Here is a 20,437-nt window from a genome sequence, read left to right on the forward strand (position 1 = left end):
ATATCATCAAAACGGTGTGCCGTACGCATCAGTAATCAAGATCACTCCATCGGGGGAAACTCGATAGAAACCGACACTTCCTGATCCTCCTTGGGCACGAGTCTGCTTGCTAGAAGTCGTGAACAAATAATCTTGATCGATTTTTTGATAAAAGCTAGTAACGATATCTTCACTTTGTAATTCGGAACGATGGGCAATAAGAAATAGAAGTGCTTCATCAGAGTTTTCCAATGGAAGAGAAGGTTCAGTTCTTTCTTGCATTTCAGATGTTGAAGAAATGGTAGACGACTGAATGCTTGATTGGCTATATTGAGAATCTACATTATTAGTAGAAGTATTAGTAATGGAAGCAGTAGAAGTACTTTTAGTTGAACCGACCACAGGTGTTGAATTGGTTAGTGAAGATTCATTGATAGAATTCTTTGTAGCATTTCCACAGGCTGAAAAAAGTAGTACAACCCCTAACAATCCTACGTAAATCCCTTTATTCATGATGGTACCTCCTAAAATAGATTATCTTGATTCAGTATACCACTTTCCATGTGGAATCAGATGACTTCAAATAAAAAAACCTTCCCACTAATGGGAAGGTTCATGAAGATAATTGCTTTTTTAATAATTATAGCTTTCTAATATCTTTCATCAACTTTTCTAGTAATCATAGGGAAAAATTTCAAGCAGTAAATCGCACAAATACCTACGATGATATAAATGATCTTCGCAAAAATAGTTGTTGAACCACCAGCAATCATAGCTACTAAATCAAATTCGAACAAGCCTACCAACAACCAGTTCAGCCCTCCCACAATCAATAAAGTTAATGCAATAGCATCTAAAGTTTTCATTAGAATTCTCCTTTCTTAAATGATAAAATAATTATATATCAAAAAGAGAAACATTGCTTATATAACGCTCAGGGATTTTAGCAAATGATGCAAAAAGAGGAAAAACAAGTAAAGGTATCGCAGATAATGCCTTCAATCAAAAAAAGAAATAGACTTACAAAACGTCTGATTTTCAACATTGACAGTCAGAAATACTTGATGAGCTCCGATGAGGGATGAGGAATGACTTGCGGACTCACTTATCCATAAAATAAACGATAGCCTTCTCGAAAACTCGAGAAGGCTATCTGACGATTCAATATTCATTAATTTAAAGTTTCGGTGACTATTACTAACTATTACTTATTTCTCATTTAAACGATGTATTCCCTAACCTCTAATACATCCTTGTAACTCTGAAGTTACGCCAGTTTTGAATAAATTTCATAAAAACAAATGAAAAGTGTCGCATAAAAATATCTTTCGTGTTTCTTTAGTATAACAGAACAAGAAGAAAAAGTCCATAAGGGATATTTTTAGCTCGTTTTAAAATAACTTTTTAAACAGGTTTAAGTTTGCTATACTTGTTTTTGAGGTGATTTGGCAAGTGAAAAAAAGATTGGAATAGTAATGCTATTCACTGTTTTATTAACAGGATGTGTTTCATTAGCAAATAATTGGTTGGAACATGAAGGTACTTACTTAGTGGCTCATCGTGGCGCACACATTATTGCGCCTGAGAATAAGGTGGAGAGTATCCATCAAGCAAAAATATTAGGCTACCAAGCAGTCGAGATTGATGTTCGGACAAGTAGAGACGGCGTGAATTTTTTGATGCATGATGACACATTGGATCGAACAACAGATGGAACGGGGAAACCAGAGACATACACGATCAAACAACTAAAGAAGTTTAATTTAGATACGAAAAACTATCCAGAATACGTAAATAAAAAAGTTAAGATACCTACTTTTGAAGAAGCCGTAAAGGAAATCAAAAAAAATAACTTGATTGTCAACGTGGATGGTTCAAAAGGAAACTGGCAGGATGAACATTTTGTTAATGACATCGTAAACACGCTAAAACAAAATAGTGTGTATGAACGTTCATTTTTTGTACTGACGGATAAAAAGATCCGAGACGAAGTCGTAAAGAATCATCCTGACTGCACAGTATCTTGGTTATATGACCAAAAAAATAAACTTGAAGATGAGATTGAACAAGTAAAAAGTTATAAAAAAGCGTTGCTCTCAGTATCTAATGATGCTGCTACAGAAGAAACAATCAATAAACTAAATAAATCTGGAATCGAGTATCAAGTGTATGGGGTGAATGACGTTAAACGATTTGAAGTGTTAAAAAAATCATCCGTTCCAATCGTAGAAACGGATCAAATCAATCCTAGTGATTTATAAACATAATATATTCATTTTATGTAATTATTCATCTTTATATCCATTTTTGAACCTAGGTCGTCAAGTTGACTTAGGTTTTTTTATATAGCATGTTCATAAATAAAAAAACTTCTTTTTTATTTTATATTGATATGATTGTGATAAATTCAGTTACTTGTTTTGGTATGGAAAAAAATAACCCGCATGAGGTCGTGGCAGAAGTGTTCATCTTTAAGAAATAAGAAGTAATTTCCGAAACATGCTTGCCACATCCCCAATCGGGTCAAACTTGTTTATTTGAATATATTTTTTACATAAGGATCTTTAATAGTTACATTGTCTTTTTTCATCACTTTATGGATTGTTTTATCCATGAATTCCGTATCAAGGGTTTTTGTTTCCGTGGCGATTTTTTCTAGCTCTGATTTGTATTTATCTTTATTGGCACCTTTATCCTGTTTTTTTACCATTTTTACTAGATAATAGCTTTGCTGATAAGTCGTTGGATCTGTTACAGGAATGATATCAGAAACTTCCCCGTTGTTTAATTGAAATGCTGCTTTTTTTACTTCAGTAGGAATCCCTGGATTGGTTGAATCAAATTTCATTTTTCCATCAGTTTCCTTTAGTGTTTTATTTTTTCCATAAGCTTGAACAAGCTTGGAGAAATTTTCCCCTTCATTTACTTCTTTTTTTGCATTATCTGCTTCTTCTTTAGTCGAAAATGGGATGATCTGTGTACTAACTTCTGGATGGAATTCTTTCCAAGCAGTGTCTAGATCTTTATCTGTTAATTTTACATTGGCTTTCAAACCGTACTGGAAAGCCAGCATCTGTTTCAAAAGTTTCTTATATGTCTCTTCCGTTTGGCCAACTGCTTTTAATTGTTCCTTGTAGTTTGGACCAAGTTTTTTGATTTGCTCATTATATTCTTTTGTTACTTCCTTTGAAGAAATCTCTTTTCCGTATACATCATCAAACGCTTTGAAGACGATCATTTTTCTTAATAGTGTTTGATTGTTTGATTTAACTTTTGGGTTATCATAAAAATCCTGAACTGTAAGTGTTCCACCTTTAAACGTTGCAATTGTTTCATTGGACTTGCTACAACCTGAGAATAGTAAAATAGCAAATCCTGAAAGGCACATAATCAGTAGTTGTTTTTTCAAAAAATTTCCCATCCTTTCCTTATTAAAGACAGTCTAACAGAAGAACCAGGCAGACAGTCTTTCATTTTCGTAAGGTTGCTGTAGACATTCTTAGTTCGTAAAAATCTATTCTCTCTATGATGGAGAACATTTACATAGTTTTCACGAGACAAGAAAGAAAAGGGTTATTACACTTAATATAAAGGAGGGATGAAAGATGATCAGGATTATTCGATTGATTGGCTCTGTTTTAATAGTCTTAGTTGGTTTTGTTTTAGGAATTCTTGTCAATAATGCACTTGCGGATATGTTTCTTGGAGACAGTGAATGGATTGGAGCAATTGCTGGTACGGTTGGACATTTAGTTGTTTTTTTACTAGCTTTATTTCTTGCTAGTAAGATAGAAGGGAAAAAAGTGGAAGATTATGGTATTTCTGGACGAGGAAAAGACTGGGGGTATTTAGTGGGAGGTCTCGTTGGTGGAATTGGAGTGTTTCTGCTTATTACTAGTCCATTATATTTGATAGGGGCGTATCGGTTAGATTCAGGAAACGCAAATATTGTGCCGCTGATCACGAGTTTTATTTTATTTATTGCAGTGGGGTATCCGAAGAGCTTTTATTCCGTGGCTTTTTTCAGCACCAGCTGCTTAGATTTGGTCCGTTAATAGCAATGATTGGATCTGCTGCATTATTTGCTCTTTTGCACGGATTGAATCCTAACATGACATTTCTGGCAGTTTTCAATATCTTTTTAGCAGGTTGCTTTTTCAGTGCACTTATCTACAGTACAGAAAGTTTATTTACGGCCATCGGTGCTCACATTACTTGGAATTGGACACAAGGAGTTATTTTAGGTATACCAGTCAGCGGAACGTAAGAACAAGGTTTTTTCTCCACTCTGGTCCAATCGCAAAACACAATAATTACTGGGGGAAACTTTGGGGCTGAAGCGTCTATATCGACTACATTATTCTTGTTAGTCTTGATTGTTGGTTTGTTACTCTATGCATATAAAACAAAGCGAATGAAGAAACATACTGCTGTTTATCAATAAAAGATGAAGAAAGCAAGGCTGATATCGGTCTTGCTTTTTTAAGTCTTTCATTGATTAAACGAAAAAGTAAACAGATTCAAACGAATACACGACATCTTTTGTTAGATTTTCACAACTGACTGTCGTGTTCTCATCATTTTCATTTTATATAATTCCTTTATCAAATAGAAGGTAATTATATGGAGAGTGATTGAAATGAAGAAAACAGCGACCGTATTATTTGTTATTCTTGGGCTAAGTATAATTGCAGCAATGATTGGAATCAGTACTTCTGCAAATGAACGGACAAATGAAAATCTTTCATTTACTGTGAAAACTGATCGGATCGTTTATGACGTGACACAACAAGTCATTACTATTCTGATCAAAACAAATAAAAGCGTGAATGCTAGTGATATACATGCTGTTCTAACATATGGTTGGGATGGTAATGGAAGTTCAGAAAAGGTTATTGGGGAAGTTTATTTAAAGGACGTACAATGGACCGCTGGTATTGAGTATACAATAATGATTTCTGCAGAACTATCAATTGATGAGATCAAGAGTAAAGATAAAGTTGATTTGATTGTTTTTTATGATGGACAGATGACGATTACGGAGAATTTGAAACCAAGTAGTTGGACAGTTGTTGGACCGTCGAGCAGTACGGATAGTACGAGTAGTGAAAGCAGTACAGAAAGTACGAGTAGTGAAAGTAGCACAGGAAACACAAGTAGCGAAAGCAGCACAGGAAAAGTAAATAATGAACTTGATTTGGTACCTATCATACCAACTAAGGAACAAAAGAGAAATGCAGGGAGCAACCTAAAAAGTGTGCTAAAACAGTCTGATTTTGTTTCTCGTGGAATTGATCATCAAGAAAAAGCGAAAGAAACAGATAAGAGAAAAAGCGATTTACCAGAAACTGGTAGTAGAACCATAAACAAGCTAATTACATGGATGGGTGTGTTACTCATTTTGATTGTAGGAGCAAGCTATTTTCGTTCTCTCTTCCATCGAGTGAAATAAAGAATAAAAACAACAGATCTAAAATTGAATAAAACGATAGATTTTTGAGTGAATATTTCATTCGAGAGTGCTGTATTGCCTGGCGAAGTTGTAGCTTTGCCAGGTTTATTTTTGTTTACTAACATATTTGAGAAACAGGAAATAACAGGAACGCAAAGATTATTTTCTTTAAAATCAACAAGATGACCAGAAAGCAAGAGTTCGTTGAGCTCTTGTTTTCTTTTAGTTTTAGGAAGGAACATCCTGATTTTATCTTCGCTAAATCCAGTCAAAAGTTTTGCAGGTTGGTCGTAGATAATCGGTTTTTTCAATAAAGAAGGGGACGTACGAATCTCAATATATAGTTCACTCAAACTGAGCTCATCTATTCTGTGAACAAGATTTTTACAACTAATAGAATGAGTAGAGAGCATTTCGGTCACGCCATTGTTTGTCAATTTTAGTAAGTGGATAAATTCATTTTTGGTTAGTGGTTGACGAATTAAGTTCTGTTCGATAAACGGTATATCATGTGTGATAAGCCAACGTTTTGCGCGTCTAGAAGACGAGCAACTAGAACCTATATATAATTTAATCATGATACATTCCTCCAATAGCTAAATATTTATGAAATAATAACATGAAGAAATAGTCGAAAAGTGCCATTTATAGGTGTAAAATAAGAAATTGTTGTCACGTATAAAGGAACTAACTAGATAAGAAATACTATTAAATCAAGAAAGAAGGCATACGTATGTCAAACACAGCCGACGCATTCGTAGTGATCGATTTACAAAAAGGGGTATGTTTTGATTCTTCGCCGATACACGGATTAAAAACAGTGACAGCATTAGTGAATAAAAGAATCAAAGCATACGAAACGATTGGAAAGCCAGTTATTTTCGTTCAACACGAAGATGATCAATTAGTACCAAAAACAAAACCATGGGAGCTATTGTCGGAATTATCTATTCCTGAACACAGTTATTTTGTGAGAAAAACCCATGCGAATTCATTTTATAAGACTAATTTGAGTATGTTATTAACTGAATTGGACTGTCATTCGATCGAATTATGTGGGGCGCAAACAGAGTATTGTATAGATACGACTGTGAAGTTTGCTCATGGATTAGGATACCAGCTTATGATGTGCAGAGGAGCAGCGACGACTTATGATCATCCTTTTATGAAAGCAAAGGAAACAATCGCTTTTTACGAAAAGATTTGGGATAAACGATTTCTGACATTTTTGGAGCAATAAGCTGTTTCATTGTTTAAAGAAAAGCAGAATGGATAAACCAGTATCCATTCTGCTTTGTTACGTAAATTGAGAAAATAATCCTGTTCTATTTTTATGGGATAAACCGTTTGTTTTTTGTATAAAAAATGTTTGCGTTTACATATAATTCTCCTAGAATCATAAAAAGGAGTGAATCGATTGAGAACAAAACAAGTGTTAAAGGGAGCGTTGGTCGTCTTATTTGCTGTAAGTACAAATGTCCCGCAATGGTCAGTATATGGAGAGAGTATCTTTTCCGAATCGGGATCTAGGGAGGTCGAAACCACGGAAACAACTGATGCTAGAAACGAAACGAAATCGAGTACTTCACAAACAGAAACAAGTACTGAAACAACGGCTGAGACATCTGTTACTAGCACAGATCAAGAAACGACCGCTACCACAGATAACCAACAAACAGATGAAGCAACAGCTACAAAAACGCCAAACGACAAATCCTCTTCTGCTAAAGTAAGTGACAAAGAGAATGGGACAGAAAATGATGATATCGGTAAAGGCGAAAACTTCAATGGTAAGAAATATCTTAATTACTTCGGTAAACAGATGACAGATATACTTAATGGACCAGTAGATGAAATTAACGCACGACTAATAGGTTTAGTATTAAGTGAGCTTTTTGGTAAGGATTATGGTGTAGACAAAGAGATTATCAAACATCTGATTGCTACTTATCTATTGTATGATATCGCTTTTTCTAAAAATAGTGTGTTGATGTCAATGCTTGGAGGTACAGATGATGGTACGACGCCTACAGAAAACACAGGCTTCTATCCAAACACAAAACAACTTCATCAAACTGTACTAAACAAACAAGACGGCAAAATGATGGATGTGTATGCTTACTATGTCGACCAGGGTTCAGATAAAACAGTCATGATCCATGGCGGATTTAGAGGGAATTGGAATAATGGGATCGTTACAGAAGAATACAATGATTTTTATAAGGCAGGGTATAATTTATTATTTGTTGATTCCAGAGCAACTGGTAACAGTGGAGGCGATTATGTAACCTATGGACAATATGAATCAGATGATGTCCTTTACTGGATCAATCAAGAAGTTCGAGAACGTCCATCTCAAAAGATCCTGCTGTATGGTGGTTCCATGGGAGCAGCTACGATGATGTCTGTATTAGCAAAAGATATCCCAGTCAATGTCAAAGGAATTATTGAAAATTGCGGATTTGCATCAATCGATGAACAACTACGTTTTACGTATAGCCAGACAGTAGTCCCTGCATTACCGCCTGCCATAAAAAATCAGTTAGACATCATTGGGGATCAAGAGCATGAAGATTTGTTTATGGGGCTTTTGAAACAATATTATTTTGATCAGGAGATCCATTTGGATCCGACAGCCGCTCTACCTACGATTGGAATGTCTGGTTCATTGCCTAAATTGATCATCCATGGAACGGCAGATGATGTAGTACCTGTGTCTAACGCGCAAAAACTATATGAGTTAGCAGGAGGATATAAAGACCTTTTATTGGTAGAAGGAGCAGGGCATGGAAAGGCACAGGAAGTTGACCATGCTGCCTACACGAAACATGTAACGGACTTTTTGAAAGTAGTGTTCCATGATCAGATAAACGTGAAATATGTGGATGAAAACAATAAAAGTCTACTCAAAGACCAGGACGAAATCCGGCTTTACGGAGCTTATGGAGAGAATTATGTGACAGAGCAAAAGACATTCGAAGGATACGAATTAGCAAATGTTGAAGGACCGACTGAAGGGGTTTTTAACGAGACGACACCAACTATTATTTACCATTACAAAAAAATCCCAGTAGTTCCACCAAAAAAACAAGATCCGGCAGAGAATGCAGACAATAAGGGAAAGGATGAACCTCGAGATGATCAATCAAGTGATGATACGCTACCGATTCAGATGACAGTGAAAGTACAAAAAAAGACAGATACAAAAAAAGGAATGTTGCCGAAAACTGGGGAAAAGAAACATTCGCTTCTCATTTATTCAGGTGGATTTTTATCTGCTAGCACGATTATCACATGGATTTGGCGAAGAAAGAGAGGGTAAATGAATGAAATGGTTCAAGCGAATAGTGATTGCAGTGCCAGTTATCATCGTAGTTATTTTAGTCACTGTATTTTTGATTAATCAAATCACACCAAAGCCGATTAGTTTGCTTGTTAGAAAACAATTTGACACAAGTGAAAAAGAACAAGTATATGCCAGACCAGACGATTTCCAGCAAAAAATCAAACAAATCGATAGAAATAAAGAAATAACTTATCCTTCAAAGTACAAAAACAATCATATGGATATCTACACACCGAAAACGGAGAAGAAAAAGTTGCCCATCCTTTTCTGGATGCATGGAGGCGCATATGTAGGAGGGGATAAAAACGATTGTCGTGATTATTTGGAATACCTATGTTCAGACACGCAGCAGATCGTCGTAAATATCGATTATGAACGATCACCTGAAGCAAAGCATCCTACACCAGTTATCCAATTGAACGAAGCCATTCAAGCAGCCAAAAAAGAGATAAAAGAGCAAGCGGATTGGTCGAATATTTCGATTGGTGGCGATTCAGCAGGCGCACAAATTAGCGGAGAGTATTTGTTAGCACTTCAAAACGAAGAAATCAAAAAAGCCGATCAACTTGATCCAACTTTGGAGAACAAGCAGATCACAAAATTTGTTTCTTTGTCTGGACTACTAGACCCTTCTGCATTTACCCAAGTAAGTGATAAGATTTCTAGCTTTCTTTATGCAAAATGTGGATGGGCTTATTTTGATAGTAAGAACTTTGAACGTTTAGAAGACGTCAAACATTTAGCTTTAACAAGACATGCAGACCGTTGGACGCAAAAAACATTCTTGACGGATGGGAACACAAATACGTTTACGAAACAAATGGAACAAACAGCTTCTGCATTTGAAAAAGTAGGAGTGAAAGTCACAAAAGTAGACTATACGAAGAAAAATGTTGTCTTGAACCATGAATATCAGTTTGATTTTAGTAATAAACAAGCGCAAGAAACATACCAAAAATTAGTAGCATTTTTCAAGGAATAAACGCTCATGATGTAAAAGAGGATGTGAAGAAACTGCTTAGTTCCGAGTCAGAAGGAACTAAGCAGCTTCTCAGGTTTGATGAATAGTGGGACTGGTGACTGAAGAGCTTGTAGGTACCGTGTATCAGTTCTCGCGAAAGAGACGTCCAGCCTATTGTCAAAAGATTGTTTATGGAAAATATTTATTCGGAATAAGGAAAGGTGATATGTTTTTTTTTACGGTCTCTTTTACGTAAATTTTATAGTCAGATTTGTTGTTTCGATCGTTTAAAAAAGGCAACAAATCCGAATCCAGCGGAGGCAAAAAGGGATAAAAGACCGAGCGGTAAGCAAAAGAATGCTGGTTCTACTAATATTCCGTTGTTATTGATATAAGGCTGGGAGCAAAGATGAATAGCAAATAAAATCAATGCACTAGCGAAAAAAAGCAAAGAAATATGAATAGCTTTCATACGCAGCACCTCCTTTTTTTATAATTATAGGATAGATAGATTAAGAATTCATAAATGTGTCAAGTTTGTTAGAACGTGAACAAAAAATACCATCCATCTATCATAAGTAAGTTTGGAGCAAAGTTATCTCATGATAAATGAAAAAGGATTCATCCATCATATAGATAGGAAGTTCATTAGTATATGTCTAGACCAATAATGGAAAATATGAGAAAATAATAGAAAAGGTTTAGGATACCCCCCAAAAAGAATTTCCCCAAAAAATCGATGTATCCTAAACTTTTTTATTTTACATAACAATCATAACAACTGTGAAATAAAATTACAAACGATAACCTAATATGTATTCGAAAGCCAGTTTTATCCGGAGAATGCTTGATTCATCAAATATTTATTTTTATTTTTTAGAAAATAAGAAACAAAACTAATAAAAAAAAGAAAAAATAAATTTTTTCCCTACTGTATACTATCCTTGTTATCGCATCTAATAAGTCACTCGAATAATACCAATACAACCTTCTCCAAAGATGTGATAACATACGTTCTAACCCACCGACTATTGATGTTCTGTACCACCCTTACAGAACCCGAAAAGCCACTACCAAATATTTGGTAATGGCTTTTTAGGTTTTAATGGATTTTTTACTTTTTCTGTTATGGTGCTATTTCTTGATTTCAGAAATCGTATGACGAACTTTAGCGATAGAACGACGTGATTCTTTTTCATTATAAAACATCAAGATTACATATAAAGAGTCTAAAATACTTAGTTGCGAAATACGAGAAGCTAATGCTTCAGATCGGAATTCTGTTTCTTCAGAAATAGAAATAAAAACGACATCGCCAAGTTTGGCAAGGGAAGAATTAGCTTGGCTAGTAATAACAATTGTTTTTGCTCCAGTTTTTCTGACGGTTTCAGCAATATGGATTGTTTCTTTTGATTGCCCTGTGTGAGAAATCAAAACAGCACAGTCTTTTTCCGTCAATAAAGAAGCTTCCATCAACTGAATATGGTAATCCGTACTGTGAGAAGTCGCGATAGGGGAACGCAAAAATTTATGGTAGGCGTCAGTTGCTACAATTTCTGAACCACCAACACCGAAAAAATAGACACGTTTAGATTCATTGATAATAGTAGCTGCTTTTTTTAGATCTTTTTGTTGTAATAACCTTTTTGTGTCATTCAAAGTGGAAATACTGGACTCGAACACCTTTTGCGCCATAGTGAGCTCAGTATCTGTTTTCTGAATATTTTCGTGGATTGAAATAGCAGATAGATCATTTTCTTGGATCAACATGGCCATTTTAAAATCTTTAAATCCATTATAACCAAGTTTTTTTGTAAATTGAAAAAAAGTAGAGTCAGCAATGCCCAGTTCACTTGCTAAATTGCTGATCGGACTATGACTTACTTTGCTAGGATTTTCTAAAATATAATCGGCGATAGCCTGTTCTTTTGGGCTGAAGTCGTTGTACATTGTTTTGATTTGTAGTCTTATGGAGACGCTCATGAGAATTCCTCCTTTTCATAATAAGATTATCATTTTTTCCGTTCTCATTAATGTTAAAGATACAAGGAGAGTAGAAAAAAATCAAACAAAAAATATTTTTTTAAAATCTATTTACAAAAAAATATTTTTTGTATAATGAGAATATAAGGAATGGAGGCGCTATCATGGAAATTGGTGTAATTGGTTTGGGAAAAATGGGATTGAATTTAGCTTTAAACTTAAAAGAGCACCATCACAAAGTACAAGGACTCGACGTTTCAAGTACAGCTGTTAGTCAGGCAAGAGAAAGTGGCGTTCCTGCTTATCAAGAGATCTCTGAATTTCTAGCTACTTTTGAGCAGAAAAAAATCATCTGGTTAATGCTTCCTGCTGGAGAGATAACCGAAAACATGTTAAGAAAACTTTTTCCAAAACTCGGACCAGGAGACATTGTTATTGAAGGCGGAAACTCTTATTATAAAGATTCAATCCGTCGAGCAGAAGAATTTCAGAAAAATGAAATCGGTTACTTGGATTGTGGGACTTCTGGGGGAATCGAGGGAGCACGACATCAAGCCTGCTTAATGATTGGAGGAGATAAAGAAACTTTTCTATCCGTGGAACAATTATTCAAAGATGTAGCAATTGAAAGAGGATATCTGTATGCTGGTGCATCCGGAAGCGGACACTTCTTGAAAATGATCCATAATGGAATCGAATATGGAATGATGCAAGCAATCGGTGAAGGATTCCAACTTGTACAAAAAAGTGAGTATGCTTTTGACTTGGAACAAGTCGCTCGTGTTTGGAATCATGGTTCGGTGATTCGCGGCTGGCTGATGGAAATCATGGGAGATCAGTTAAAAGAACATCCCAATTTAAGTAATTATCGAGGAATCGTTTCTGCATCAGGTGAAGCAAAATGGACGGTTGAAACAGCGCTAGAAATGGCTGTTCCAGTTCCAGTAATTGCGACTAGTTTGTTCATGAGGAATCTTTCACAGGAAGAAGATAGTTTTTCAGCAAAAGTAGTTTCAGCACTAAGAAATGGGTTTGGCGGACATGAAATAGTTGAAAAGGGTGAGTAGAATGCTAGATTATCATATAGCAATCGTTAATTCCAGCAGTTTCGGGAAAGTTTTTCCACACCACTTGGAAAGATTAAAGTCGGTTGGAGACGTTCATTTCTTTACTGTTGATCGAGAGATTCCAGGAAAAGAATTAGCGGAGTTACTTAAAGGATTCAATATCATTATTGCAAGTGTTACGCCATTTTTTCGACGAGATTTTTTCGAAAACAAAGATGAATTGCTATTGATTTCCCGACATGGTATTGGTTACAACAATATTGATTTAAAAGCAGCAAAAGAACACCAGACAATCGTATCTATCATACCTGCTTTAGTTGAACGAAATGCTGTAGCAGAAAATAATATAACTAATTTGTTGTCCATGCTTCGACGCACGACACAAGCACAAGCAAGAGTCAAGGACGATCGATGGGAAGATCGGGCGGAGTTCGTCGGTAGGACGCTGTTTAACAAAACAGTTGGTGTGATTGGTGCAGGAAATACCGGCAGCGGAGTAATCGAAATTTTGCGTAACGGTTTTCGCTGTGATGTTCTAGCTTATGATCCTTACAAATCAGATTTATACATCGAAAGCTTTGGTGCAAAAAAAGTAGAATCTCAAGAATTACTGGAACATTCAGATATCATTTGTTTATGTGCGAATTTGACAGAAGAGAACTATCACATGATTTCTGCTAAAGAAGTCGATCAGATGAAAGAAAATGTTTATCTATCTAATAGTGCAAGAGGCGCTCTAGTTGATGAAGAAGCGATGATTAATGGTCTGAAAAGCGGAAAGATCGCTGGGTATGCCACAGATGTTTTAGAAGAAGAACCGGGACGTCAAGATCATCCGTATTTAGCGTTTGAACAAGTAGTGATTACGCCACATATATCGGCCTACACAAGGGAATGTTTAGAAGAAATGGGTGAAAAATGTGTCAGAGATGTAGAACAGATCAGTCAGCATCTTCTTCCTGAACGTTCTGTCCAGACAGAGAGTGATTATATAAAAGGATGATGAAGAAAATGGTGAACGGGTTAAAAGTGAAAACGGGTCCTCAATTTTATTTATATGAAGAAGGTGGCATTTCAAAAGTTTCTGATCTCTTAGAATCATACGGCGCAAAAAGAGTATTGATTACCCATGGAACGGTATCATGGGAAAAGGCGCTACCTAAATTAGTATTTTTGAATGACGAAACGATTCAATTTTTTTATCATCGTTATTCTGGAGAATGTAGTTACGCTGAAGCCAGAAGAATAGCTACAATCATCAAAGAAAATGAAATCGATTTCTTGGTTGGCGTTGGCGGAGGAAAACTGACCGATCTAGTGGGTTATAGCGCAAACCTTGCAAAAATCAATTTTGGCGTCATACCTACTTTAGCTAGTAATTGCGCTCCTTGGACACCACTTGCTGTCATGTATAAGGAGAATGGACAAGCAGAAGGGAAAACAGAACACTTTTACAGACAAGCTACCTTTTTTATAACAGATCCCCAATTAGTGATTGATTCCCCTGTTCCATATTTCATTGCCGGGTTAGCAGATACACTTGCCAAATGGTATGAATCTGAGCTCATCTTAGAACAAGATTTTTTGCAAGATGAATCATTTTTGAAGCTAGCACAAGATACTGCGAAGATCTGCAAAGAAGAGATTTTGAATCATTCTGCTAAAGCAATCCAAGATATGGCACAAAGAAAACTGACATCGGAGTTCAAACAGCTTTCAGAGATTATCTTTGCTGTTGCTGGTTTAGTTGGAGGATTAGGAGATAAATACGCAAGAAATGCGGCAGCACATGCTATGCATGACGCTATCAGTAAATATATTCCGGAAAGCCATCGTTTTCTACATGGAGAAAAAGTGGCGTATGGGATTTTCTACCAATTGGCACTAGAAGGTCGTTGGGAAAAAATAGACGAGCTATATCCTTTGTATCAGGAATTAGAACTACCGGTTTCTCTAGAACAAATGGGATTATTTCCGAAAGATAAACAAATAATAGATAAAATGGCTGAATTTATTGATTCGAAAGAGAAAGTGCATTTGATTCCTATAGAGGTAACAAAGAAATCATTGATACAGTCAATGATGGAACTGGAAGGTTATATCAGAAAGATCTGAAGGAGGAGGACACATGGAAACATTAAGTGTAGTACAAAGTTTGTTGATTGCTTTATGGGTGGCCGCGGTCATGTCCCGCTGGTTAGGTGGAGGAGCCACGTTGACCTTACGTTTTTCTCCTTTGATGACTGGATTAGTCGTCGGGTTGATCATGGGGGAAGTTGCACAAGCAATGATCGTTACAGCTGCTCTGCAAATGATTTATATGGGGGTTTTTTCTCCAGGAGGATCGATGCCAGCTGAACCTTCCATTGCAGCAGCTATAGCAGTACCAGTCGCATTATTAGGGGATCTGTCACCAGAAGCAGCAATTGCTGTTGCAGTGCCAGTCGGATTGCTCGGAAGTTATTTGTATCAGTTTCGTTTTTTCATCAATACTTTTTTAGGTAAATATACAGATAAAGCTGTAGAAGATTTGAATACAAAAGCTATGGCCAGATCAATTATTCTTTATCCAACGGTTGCCTCATTTTTATTATTCGTTCCGCTTGTTTTCGTTGCTTTATATTTAGGGGCACCATTGATTGCTGATGTAATCAAAGCTTTAGAGGGAACAGTTGTTATCCACATTCTTGAAGTAGTAGGTGGAGGGTTAGCGGCAATCGGGATTGCGACAACTGTATACGTTATCGGTCGAAAAGATTATCTGGTCTTTTTCTTCCTTGCTTATTTTATGAGTGTTGTTTTGAAATCTTTAGATATTACGATGGTTACTTATGCCATTTTTGGGATTATTATCGCTTTGATCTTTGTCCAGTCGCAAAAAGGGAAACAAGTACAGCCTGCTACAAGCAATAACAATTCAGCATCTTTTGATGACGAAGATGACTATGATGACGGATTTTAATTTAGGAGGAATGGGAAATGGCTGAAATAAGGGATAATCAAACAGGTGCTCCTGAAGAAATCACGAAAAAAGATGTAACAAAAGCATATCTGAGATGGCATTTTGCAAACGAAATCCCTCACTCTTTTGAACGTTACTTGGCGCCATCGCTACTATACGGAATGATGCCAATCTTGAAAAAACTTTATAAAGATGAAGAAGCTTTAAAAGCAGCGTATAAACGGCAGTTACTGTTCTTCAACACTCAATTAAGCTGGGGCGGCGGTGTGATCACTGGCCTAATGTCTTCTATGGAACAGCAAAGAGCAGAAGAAGAGTATGAAGAGAAAGAGATTCTGATGTAGGATGACTTGATGTATAACACGAAAGCGGGATTGATGGGGGCACTAGCAGGAATCGGAGATGCAATCGATTCAGGAACCGTCCAATATATTTTTATTGCGATCGCGGTACCTTGGGCACAACAGGGAAGTCCTTTAGGCGCACTTTTTCCTTTTATCTGCTTTGGGTTGTATCAGGTTTTACTAGGGGTATTTTTCGCAAGACAAGCTTTCACTATGGGTCGTAATGCTACAGGCCTGATGCAAAACACTGGTGTTCAGACAGCGATTGAAATGCTATCAGTTTTAGGATTGTTTATGATGGGGGTGCTTGCGGGAAACTATGTAAAAGTAGAATCTTCATTGAAATTTGCAATTTCCGGACGTGAGTTTGTTATACAGGAAATTCTTGATCAAATCGTGCCAGGAATATTACCTTTAGCTGTCGTAATGGGTGTGTACTTGTTCTATACGAAAAAAGGTTTGAAAGTCACACAAGCATTATTATGGCTGACAGGAATATTAATTGTGCTAGCAGGAATCGGTATTTTATAAAAAGAAGGGAACGTGAATAAGATGGGTGTAGTCAATTTAGCGCGTGTGGATGAGCGTTTGATCCATGGACAAGTAATGGTAACGTTATCTCAAAAAAGTGGAGTGAATTCCATTTTTGTTGTAGACGAAGTTGTAGCAAAAGATAAATTTATGAGAGATCTTTACAAAAATGCAGGAAGCCGTACAGGACAAAAAACAATTGTCATTACACCAGAGAAAGCTAAATTCTATTGGGATGAATATCAATTTAAAGAGTACAATTGTATTTTGATCGCAAAAACAGTCCAAACGATTTACGACTTAGTAAAACACGGAATCCCCATGGAAGAATTGAATATCGGAGGGATTGCTCAAAAAAATCCTGATACAGATCTTTTAGTGACGAAATCTGTTTATTTAAATAAATCAGATGCTGAAAAATTGAAAGAAATGAATGAACAATATGGCGTAAAGAATATTTATTTTCAAGCCACTCCATCTGCACCTAAAACAGGATTAAAAGATGTATTGAACAAGTTTGGTTTGTCATGAACAAATGCTTAGAAAAAAGATAAAGAGGGCGGGAAAATGAAGAAGAACGAGCTGTTTCGTGATTGGGAATTCCGTTATCGCTATGTTTACCGTAAGCGACGTACAAAAAAGAGTAAACAGCGTTTTCTTTCAGCGTTGGTATCAGATATTTACAGTATGAGAACAGATGTGACAGTCATTGCTTATGATACGCCAGACTACCGATCAAAAAATATTTATGTTGGAGATATCGAAAAAGCAGAGAAAGTTATCTGTACTTATTACGATACACCCGTTCATACATTAGGAAGTTATTTCATGTTTGATTGGAAAGACCAACGGAAAAAAATAATCTATTCTATATTATTGTCTTTCATTTTGTTGTTCAGTTTAGGTTGGTGGGGAATGATGATATATAACGGAAATCCTCATCACGTATTCGATCTGCTATCCGTACAAACAAGTATCACTGTACTAGCATTTGGGTGCTACTTTTTCTTATTGGGAAAAGCAGCGCGCGGATGGTCTAGCAGACAAACGTTTATTCGAAATACTTCATCCATATTAACGATGCTGGAAATGATTCGTACGATCGATGATCCGAATGTAGCGTATGCGTTTGTTGATGAAGGCTGTTATGGAAAAAAGGGTTTGGACAGTGTGAGATTGAGTATGAAAAAAGAGGGCATTCTTTTTTATCTAGACTCTGTTGGGGCAGATACACCGTTACAGTTTTCGGGAAATTATTTTTCAAATGAAGAACAGTGGCTAAAAAAAGTTGATAAGTTGAAAGAAAAAAATATCAATTATATTTTTAGTGCAAGAAAAAAGCAAGCGCAGTTTTTCTATTTGACCAAAACAGATTTACGAGGGAAAACATTTAATTAGCAAAATGCCAACCAGATTATTGCTCTTTTTCGATAATTGAAAAGTGCAAAACAAGGAGTGAGAAGACTCATGTTGGAAATCATGATCGTTACACATGGTAAGTTGAGCGAAGGACTGAAAGATGCGGCAGAAGTAATTGTCGGGACATCAAGCCATATTGAAACAGTGTGCTTAGAGTCTGGGGAAGACATCCAAACATTCGGAGAGAAGGTCAAAGAAAAATTAACTATGATCAACACAGCAGAACCCGTGCTAGTATTTGTTGATCTAATTAGCGCAAGTCCGTACAATCAAGCGCTCCTAGCAGTCAATGAACTGACTGAAGAAAAGAAAGCAGCCGCTTATGTCATAGGGGGCGTGAATCTGCCAATGTTGTTAGAAGCAATCAATCATCAGATGCTTCACACGCCGATAGAAGAAGCGGTGGAACAAATTGTCAAACAAGGAAAAGATAATTTAACTGTTTGGCATGCTTCAGCGGAAGAAAAAAATTTAGATGAGGACGATTTTTAGAAGGAAGGCTGAAAAGATGAAGTGGGGATTTAGATGGTATGGTGAAAAAGGGGATTCGATCCCATTAAAATATGTTCGCCAAATACCGGGAATAAATGGGATAATTGGAACTTTGCTGACTAAAATGCCTGGAGATGTTTGGGAGATTTCAGAAATTGAGGAGATGAAAGCATCTGTTGAGAGCCAAGGACTGGAACTGCTTGGAATTGAAAGTGTCGCAGTCCATGATGCAATCAAGGCAGGAACAGATGAACGAGATTACTATATTGATAACTATATACAAACAATCAAAAACTTGTCTCGATGTGGGGTTCGATTGATTTGCTATAGCTTCAAACCAATTTTTGGATGGGCGAAAACTGATTTGTTTAATGAAAACAACGATGGAAGCTATTCTCTTTTATACGATCAGAAAATCGTCAATCAGATGGAGCCAGGAGAGATGTATCAATTGATACACAGTCAATCAAAGGGATTCAAATTGCCAGGTTGGGAAGAAGAACGGTTGAAAAAATTTGCTCAGCTGGAAAAACTGTATGAAGGAATGACCGAAGAAGAATTATTTGAAAATCTGACTTATTTTTTAGGAAAAGTGATTCCTGTATGCGAAAAAGCAGATGTAAAAATGGCTATCCATCCAGATGATCCACCATGGGAACTTTTTGGTTTTCCTAGAGTGACGAAAAATCTTGGCGACTTGAAGAAAATTCTAAATGCAGTAGATTCTCCATATAATGGACTAACGCTGTGCACAGGATCTTTAGGAGCAAATCCTAAAAACGATTTAGTTGAAATCATTCATGAGGTAGGTTCTCGCATCCACTTTGTCCACTTTAGAAACGTGGAGTTTTTAGGAGAAAGAAAGTTCAAAGAAACGGCACATCCTTCTACAGAAGGCTCCCTTGATATGCATCATATTATGAAAGCGTTGGTGCAAGAAGGGTTTGAGGGGCCTATACGCCCTGATCACGGTAGAACCGTGTGGGGTGAAGTGGCTATGCCTGGGTATGGCCTGTATGATCGTGCAATGGGACTCACTTACATGCAAGGTCTATATGAGGCGATAAGTAAGGAAAAATCACTTGGAGAGCATTATGAATAAAATCAAGCTCTTCATCTTTGATATGGATGGCCTTTTATTAGAAACTGGACGTTTAGCTTATCGTGCTTATGTAAAATCAGCACAAAAGTATGATTATGAAATGCGTAAGGAAGTCTATTATTTACTGACTGGCCAGACAGAAGCGGCTATAAGACAACAAATGGGCAATTTGTACGGAGAAGATGTTCCATATATCAAATGGCGAGAAGCAATCAATCAATATAAAGAAAAAATCGTGGATGAAGACAAGAGAGTATATACGAAAAAAGGAGCAAAAGAAATTTTAGCTTTTGCAAAAGAAAGAGGAATCCATACAATCGTGGCTTCGTCTAATACACGGGTAAAAGTAGAAATGTATTTAAAAATGGAAAATCTATATGCCTTGTTTGACCAAATCATTTCAGGGGATGATGTAAAAAAAGGGAAGCCGGAACCAGAGATCTTTTTGAAAGCTTGTTCAAAAATGAATATTCCTCCAAGTGAAGCACTTGTATTTGAAGACTCGATTGCAGGGATCGAAGCAGCAAGACGAGCGGGTATTTTGTCTTTTCTTATCAAAGATCATTTGATAGGGTTGCCCGATCATAATGGGAAGCATAAGTTGAAAGTAGATGTAAGTTTGTATGAGTCCAATAAAGCAGACTATGAATTTTATGACCTGCATCAAGCAAAACAATTTTTAGAAAGTAAAGGGTTATTTTTATAAATAAGCTTAAAAACAGACAAAATCAGGATGGATTTTGTCTGTTTTTCTTACTAATATTTACAAAAAAGTGGTATAAAATTATAAATCATCATA

At 36.4% G+C, this 20,437-nt stretch carries 19 protein-coding genes and 3 pseudogenes; 16 read left to right on the plus strand and 6 right to left on the minus strand.

Annotated features, from left to right (window positions below; all coding sequences use genetic code 11):
• Positions 1-6: 6 nt before the first annotated feature.
• Positions 7-492: a hypothetical protein gene (locus tag AB3I27_RS01175; protein ID WP_002306582.1), complete on the minus strand. Its 486-nt coding sequence runs from the start codon at positions 490-492 to the stop codon at positions 7-9.
• A gap of 137 nt (positions 493-629) precedes the next feature.
• Positions 630-845 (minus strand): DUF378 domain-containing protein, encoded by a 216-nt coding sequence (locus AB3I27_RS01180; RefSeq protein WP_002293281.1) that lies wholly within the window; start codon positions 843-845, stop codon positions 630-632.
• A gap of 609 nt (positions 846-1,454) precedes the next feature.
• Here AB3I27_RS01180 and AB3I27_RS01185 point away from each other — a divergent pair.
• A complete protein-coding gene (locus tag AB3I27_RS01185; RefSeq protein ID WP_368022901.1) occupies positions 1,455-2,240 on the plus strand; it encodes a glycerophosphodiester phosphodiesterase in 786 nt (261 codons plus the stop codon).
• 272 nt (positions 2,241-2,512) lie between these two features.
• On the opposite strand, the gene AB3I27_RS01190 is transcribed toward AB3I27_RS01185, so the two are convergent.
• Positions 2,513-3,400: a peptidyl-prolyl cis-trans isomerase gene (locus AB3I27_RS01190; protein ID WP_002306584.1), complete on the minus strand. Its 888-nt coding sequence runs from the start codon at positions 3,398-3,400 to the stop codon at positions 2,513-2,515.
• Between the two features lie 184 nt (positions 3,401-3,584).
• Here AB3I27_RS01190 and AB3I27_RS01195 point away from each other — a divergent pair.
• A pseudogene (locus AB3I27_RS01195) lies at positions 3,585-4,423 on the plus strand (lysostaphin resistance A-like protein).
• Positions 4,424-4,618: 195 nt separating this feature from the next.
• A complete protein-coding gene (locus tag AB3I27_RS01200) occupies positions 4,619-5,431 on the plus strand; it encodes a cell wall anchor protein (protein ID WP_104760445.1) in 813 nt (270 codons plus the stop codon).
• 245 nt (positions 5,432-5,676) lie between these two features.
• Here AB3I27_RS01200 and AB3I27_RS01205 read toward each other — a convergent pair.
• Positions 5,677-6,009: pseudogene (locus tag AB3I27_RS01205) on the minus strand (Spx/MgsR family RNA polymerase-binding regulatory protein); the annotation flags it as partial.
• Positions 6,010-6,164: 155 nt separating this feature from the next.
• Between AB3I27_RS01205 and AB3I27_RS01210 the strand changes: the two are divergent.
• The 3 genes from AB3I27_RS01210 (at position 6,165) to AB3I27_RS01220 (ending at position 9,759) form a co-directional block, all read left to right on the plus strand.
• A complete protein-coding gene (locus AB3I27_RS01210; protein ID WP_002309154.1) occupies positions 6,165-6,671 on the plus strand; it encodes a cysteine hydrolase family protein in 507 nt (168 codons plus the stop codon).
• A 168-nt stretch (positions 6,672-6,839) separates the two neighbouring features.
• The gene (locus AB3I27_RS01215) at positions 6,840-8,753 is read left to right on the plus strand and encodes an alpha/beta fold hydrolase (RefSeq protein ID WP_104760447.1); all 1,914 of its coding nucleotides are present in this window, start codon (positions 6,840-6,842) and stop codon (positions 8,751-8,753) included.
• Positions 8,754-8,757: 4 nt separating this feature from the next.
• Positions 8,758-9,759, plus strand: a complete 1,002-nt coding sequence (locus AB3I27_RS01220; RefSeq protein ID WP_368022886.1) for an alpha/beta hydrolase — start codon at positions 8,758-8,760, stop codon at positions 9,757-9,759.
• Between the two features lie 244 nt (positions 9,760-10,003).
• On the opposite strand, the gene AB3I27_RS01225 is transcribed toward AB3I27_RS01220, so the two are convergent.
• Both AB3I27_RS01225 and AB3I27_RS01230 read right to left on the minus strand, forming a co-directional pair.
• On the minus strand, positions 10,004-10,210 hold the full coding sequence (locus AB3I27_RS01225) for a DUF3955 domain-containing protein (protein WP_002306600.1): 207 nt from the start codon (positions 10,208-10,210) through the stop codon (positions 10,004-10,006).
• A 662-nt stretch (positions 10,211-10,872) separates the two neighbouring features.
• Positions 10,873-11,721 (minus strand): MurR/RpiR family transcriptional regulator, encoded by an 849-nt coding sequence (locus tag AB3I27_RS01230; RefSeq protein ID WP_002335083.1) that lies wholly within the window; start codon positions 11,719-11,721, stop codon positions 10,873-10,875.
• Positions 11,722-11,885: 164 nt separating this feature from the next.
• Between AB3I27_RS01230 and gnd the strand changes: the two genes are divergently transcribed.
• From gnd to AB3I27_RS01280, 10 genes and pseudogenes are all read left to right on the plus strand, one after another.
• Positions 11,886-12,788, plus strand: coding sequence for a phosphogluconate dehydrogenase (NAD(+)-dependent, decarboxylating) (gnd, locus tag AB3I27_RS01235; protein ID WP_002335082.1), 903 nt, complete (start codon positions 11,886-11,888; stop codon positions 12,786-12,788).
• A 1-nt stretch (position 12,789) separates the two neighbouring features.
• Positions 12,790-13,791 (plus strand): D-isomer specific 2-hydroxyacid dehydrogenase family protein, encoded by a 1,002-nt coding sequence (locus AB3I27_RS01240; RefSeq protein ID WP_368022887.1) that lies wholly within the window; start codon positions 12,790-12,792, stop codon positions 13,789-13,791.
• 8 nt (positions 13,792-13,799) lie between these two features.
• A complete protein-coding gene (locus AB3I27_RS01245) occupies positions 13,800-14,903 on the plus strand; it encodes an iron-containing alcohol dehydrogenase family protein (RefSeq protein ID WP_002335080.1) in 1,104 nt (367 codons plus the stop codon).
• A 13-nt stretch (positions 14,904-14,916) separates the two neighbouring features.
• Positions 14,917-15,750, plus strand: coding sequence for a PTS sugar transporter subunit IIC (locus AB3I27_RS01250; protein ID WP_002335079.1), 834 nt, complete (start codon positions 14,917-14,919; stop codon positions 15,748-15,750).
• Between the two features lie 17 nt (positions 15,751-15,767).
• A pseudogene (locus tag AB3I27_RS01255) lies at positions 15,768-16,625 on the plus strand (PTS system mannose/fructose/sorbose family transporter subunit IID).
• Between the two features lie 21 nt (positions 16,626-16,646).
• The gene (locus AB3I27_RS01260; RefSeq protein ID WP_002335077.1) at positions 16,647-17,156 is read left to right on the plus strand and encodes a PTS sugar transporter subunit IIB; all 510 of its coding nucleotides are present in this window, start codon (positions 16,647-16,649) and stop codon (positions 17,154-17,156) included.
• Positions 17,157-17,192: 36 nt separating this feature from the next.
• Positions 17,193-18,023 (plus strand): hypothetical protein, encoded by an 831-nt coding sequence (locus tag AB3I27_RS01265; RefSeq protein WP_104760449.1) that lies wholly within the window; start codon positions 17,193-17,195, stop codon positions 18,021-18,023.
• A 69-nt stretch (positions 18,024-18,092) separates the two neighbouring features.
• Positions 18,093-18,536: a PTS sugar transporter subunit IIA gene (locus AB3I27_RS01270; protein WP_002335075.1), complete on the plus strand. Its 444-nt coding sequence runs from the start codon at positions 18,093-18,095 to the stop codon at positions 18,534-18,536.
• A 16-nt stretch (positions 18,537-18,552) separates the two neighbouring features.
• A complete protein-coding gene (gene uxuA, locus AB3I27_RS01275; protein WP_002335074.1) occupies positions 18,553-19,638 on the plus strand; it encodes a mannonate dehydratase in 1,086 nt (361 codons plus the stop codon).
• Complete coding sequence (locus AB3I27_RS01280) at positions 19,631-20,344, plus strand: HAD family phosphatase (RefSeq protein ID WP_002335073.1); 714 nt, start codon at positions 19,631-19,633, stop codon at positions 20,342-20,344. The genes uxuA and AB3I27_RS01280 overlap by 8 nt, the downstream gene beginning before the upstream one ends.
• The last annotated feature ends 93 nt before the right edge of the window (positions 20,345-20,437 follow it).

Origin of the sequence: Enterococcus sp. C46, from assembly GCF_040887565.1 — a bacterium.
Lineage (GTDB): Bacteria > Bacillota > Bacilli > Lactobacillales > Enterococcaceae > Enterococcus_B > Enterococcus_B lactis.

Bases quoted from the DNA above. Each gene is read 5' to 3' on its own strand.
- AB3I27_RS01250 (WP_002335079.1), top strand. From the start codon at position 14,917: ATGGAAACATTAAGTGTAGTACAAAGTTTGTTGATTGCTTTATGGGTG.
- AB3I27_RS01190 (WP_002306584.1), bottom strand. From the start codon at position 3,400: ATGGGAAATTTTTTGAAAAAACAACTACTGATTATGTGCCTTTCAGGA.
- AB3I27_RS01280 (WP_002335073.1), top strand. From the start codon at position 19,631: ATGAATAAAATCAAGCTCTTCATCTTTGATATGGATGGCCTTTTATTA.
- gnd (WP_002335082.1), top strand. From the start codon at position 11,886: ATGGAAATTGGTGTAATTGGTTTGGGAAAAATGGGATTGAATTTAGCT.
- AB3I27_RS01265 (WP_104760449.1), top strand. From the start codon at position 17,193: ATGAAGAAGAACGAGCTGTTTCGTGATTGGGAATTCCGTTATCGCTAT.
- AB3I27_RS01240 (WP_368022887.1), top strand. From the start codon at position 12,790: ATGCTAGATTATCATATAGCAATCGTTAATTCCAGCAGTTTCGGGAAA.
- uxuA (WP_002335074.1), top strand. From the start codon at position 18,553: ATGAAGTGGGGATTTAGATGGTATGGTGAAAAAGGGGATTCGATCCCA.
- AB3I27_RS01185 (WP_368022901.1), top strand. From the start codon at position 1,455: ATGCTATTCACTGTTTTATTAACAGGATGTGTTTCATTAGCAAATAAT.
- AB3I27_RS01245 (WP_002335080.1), top strand. From the start codon at position 13,800: ATGGTGAACGGGTTAAAAGTGAAAACGGGTCCTCAATTTTATTTATAT.
- AB3I27_RS01230 (WP_002335083.1), bottom strand. From the start codon at position 11,721: ATGAGCGTCTCCATAAGACTACAAATCAAAACAATGTACAACGACTTC.
- AB3I27_RS01270 (WP_002335075.1), top strand. From the start codon at position 18,093: ATGTTGGAAATCATGATCGTTACACATGGTAAGTTGAGCGAAGGACTG.
- AB3I27_RS01200 (WP_104760445.1), top strand. From the start codon at position 4,619: ATGAAGAAAACAGCGACCGTATTATTTGTTATTCTTGGGCTAAGTATA.
- AB3I27_RS01175 (WP_002306582.1), bottom strand. From the start codon at position 492: ATGAATAAAGGGATTTACGTAGGATTGTTAGGGGTTGTACTACTTTTT.
- AB3I27_RS01225 (WP_002306600.1), bottom strand. From the start codon at position 10,210: ATGAAAGCTATTCATATTTCTTTGCTTTTTTTCGCTAGTGCATTGATT.
- AB3I27_RS01260 (WP_002335077.1), top strand. From the start codon at position 16,647: ATGGGTGTAGTCAATTTAGCGCGTGTGGATGAGCGTTTGATCCATGGA.
- AB3I27_RS01220 (WP_368022886.1), top strand. From the start codon at position 8,758: ATGAAATGGTTCAAGCGAATAGTGATTGCAGTGCCAGTTATCATCGTA.
- AB3I27_RS01180 (WP_002293281.1), bottom strand. From the start codon at position 845: ATGAAAACTTTAGATGCTATTGCATTAACTTTATTGATTGTGGGAGGG.
- AB3I27_RS01210 (WP_002309154.1), top strand. From the start codon at position 6,165: ATGTCAAACACAGCCGACGCATTCGTAGTGATCGATTTACAAAAAGGG.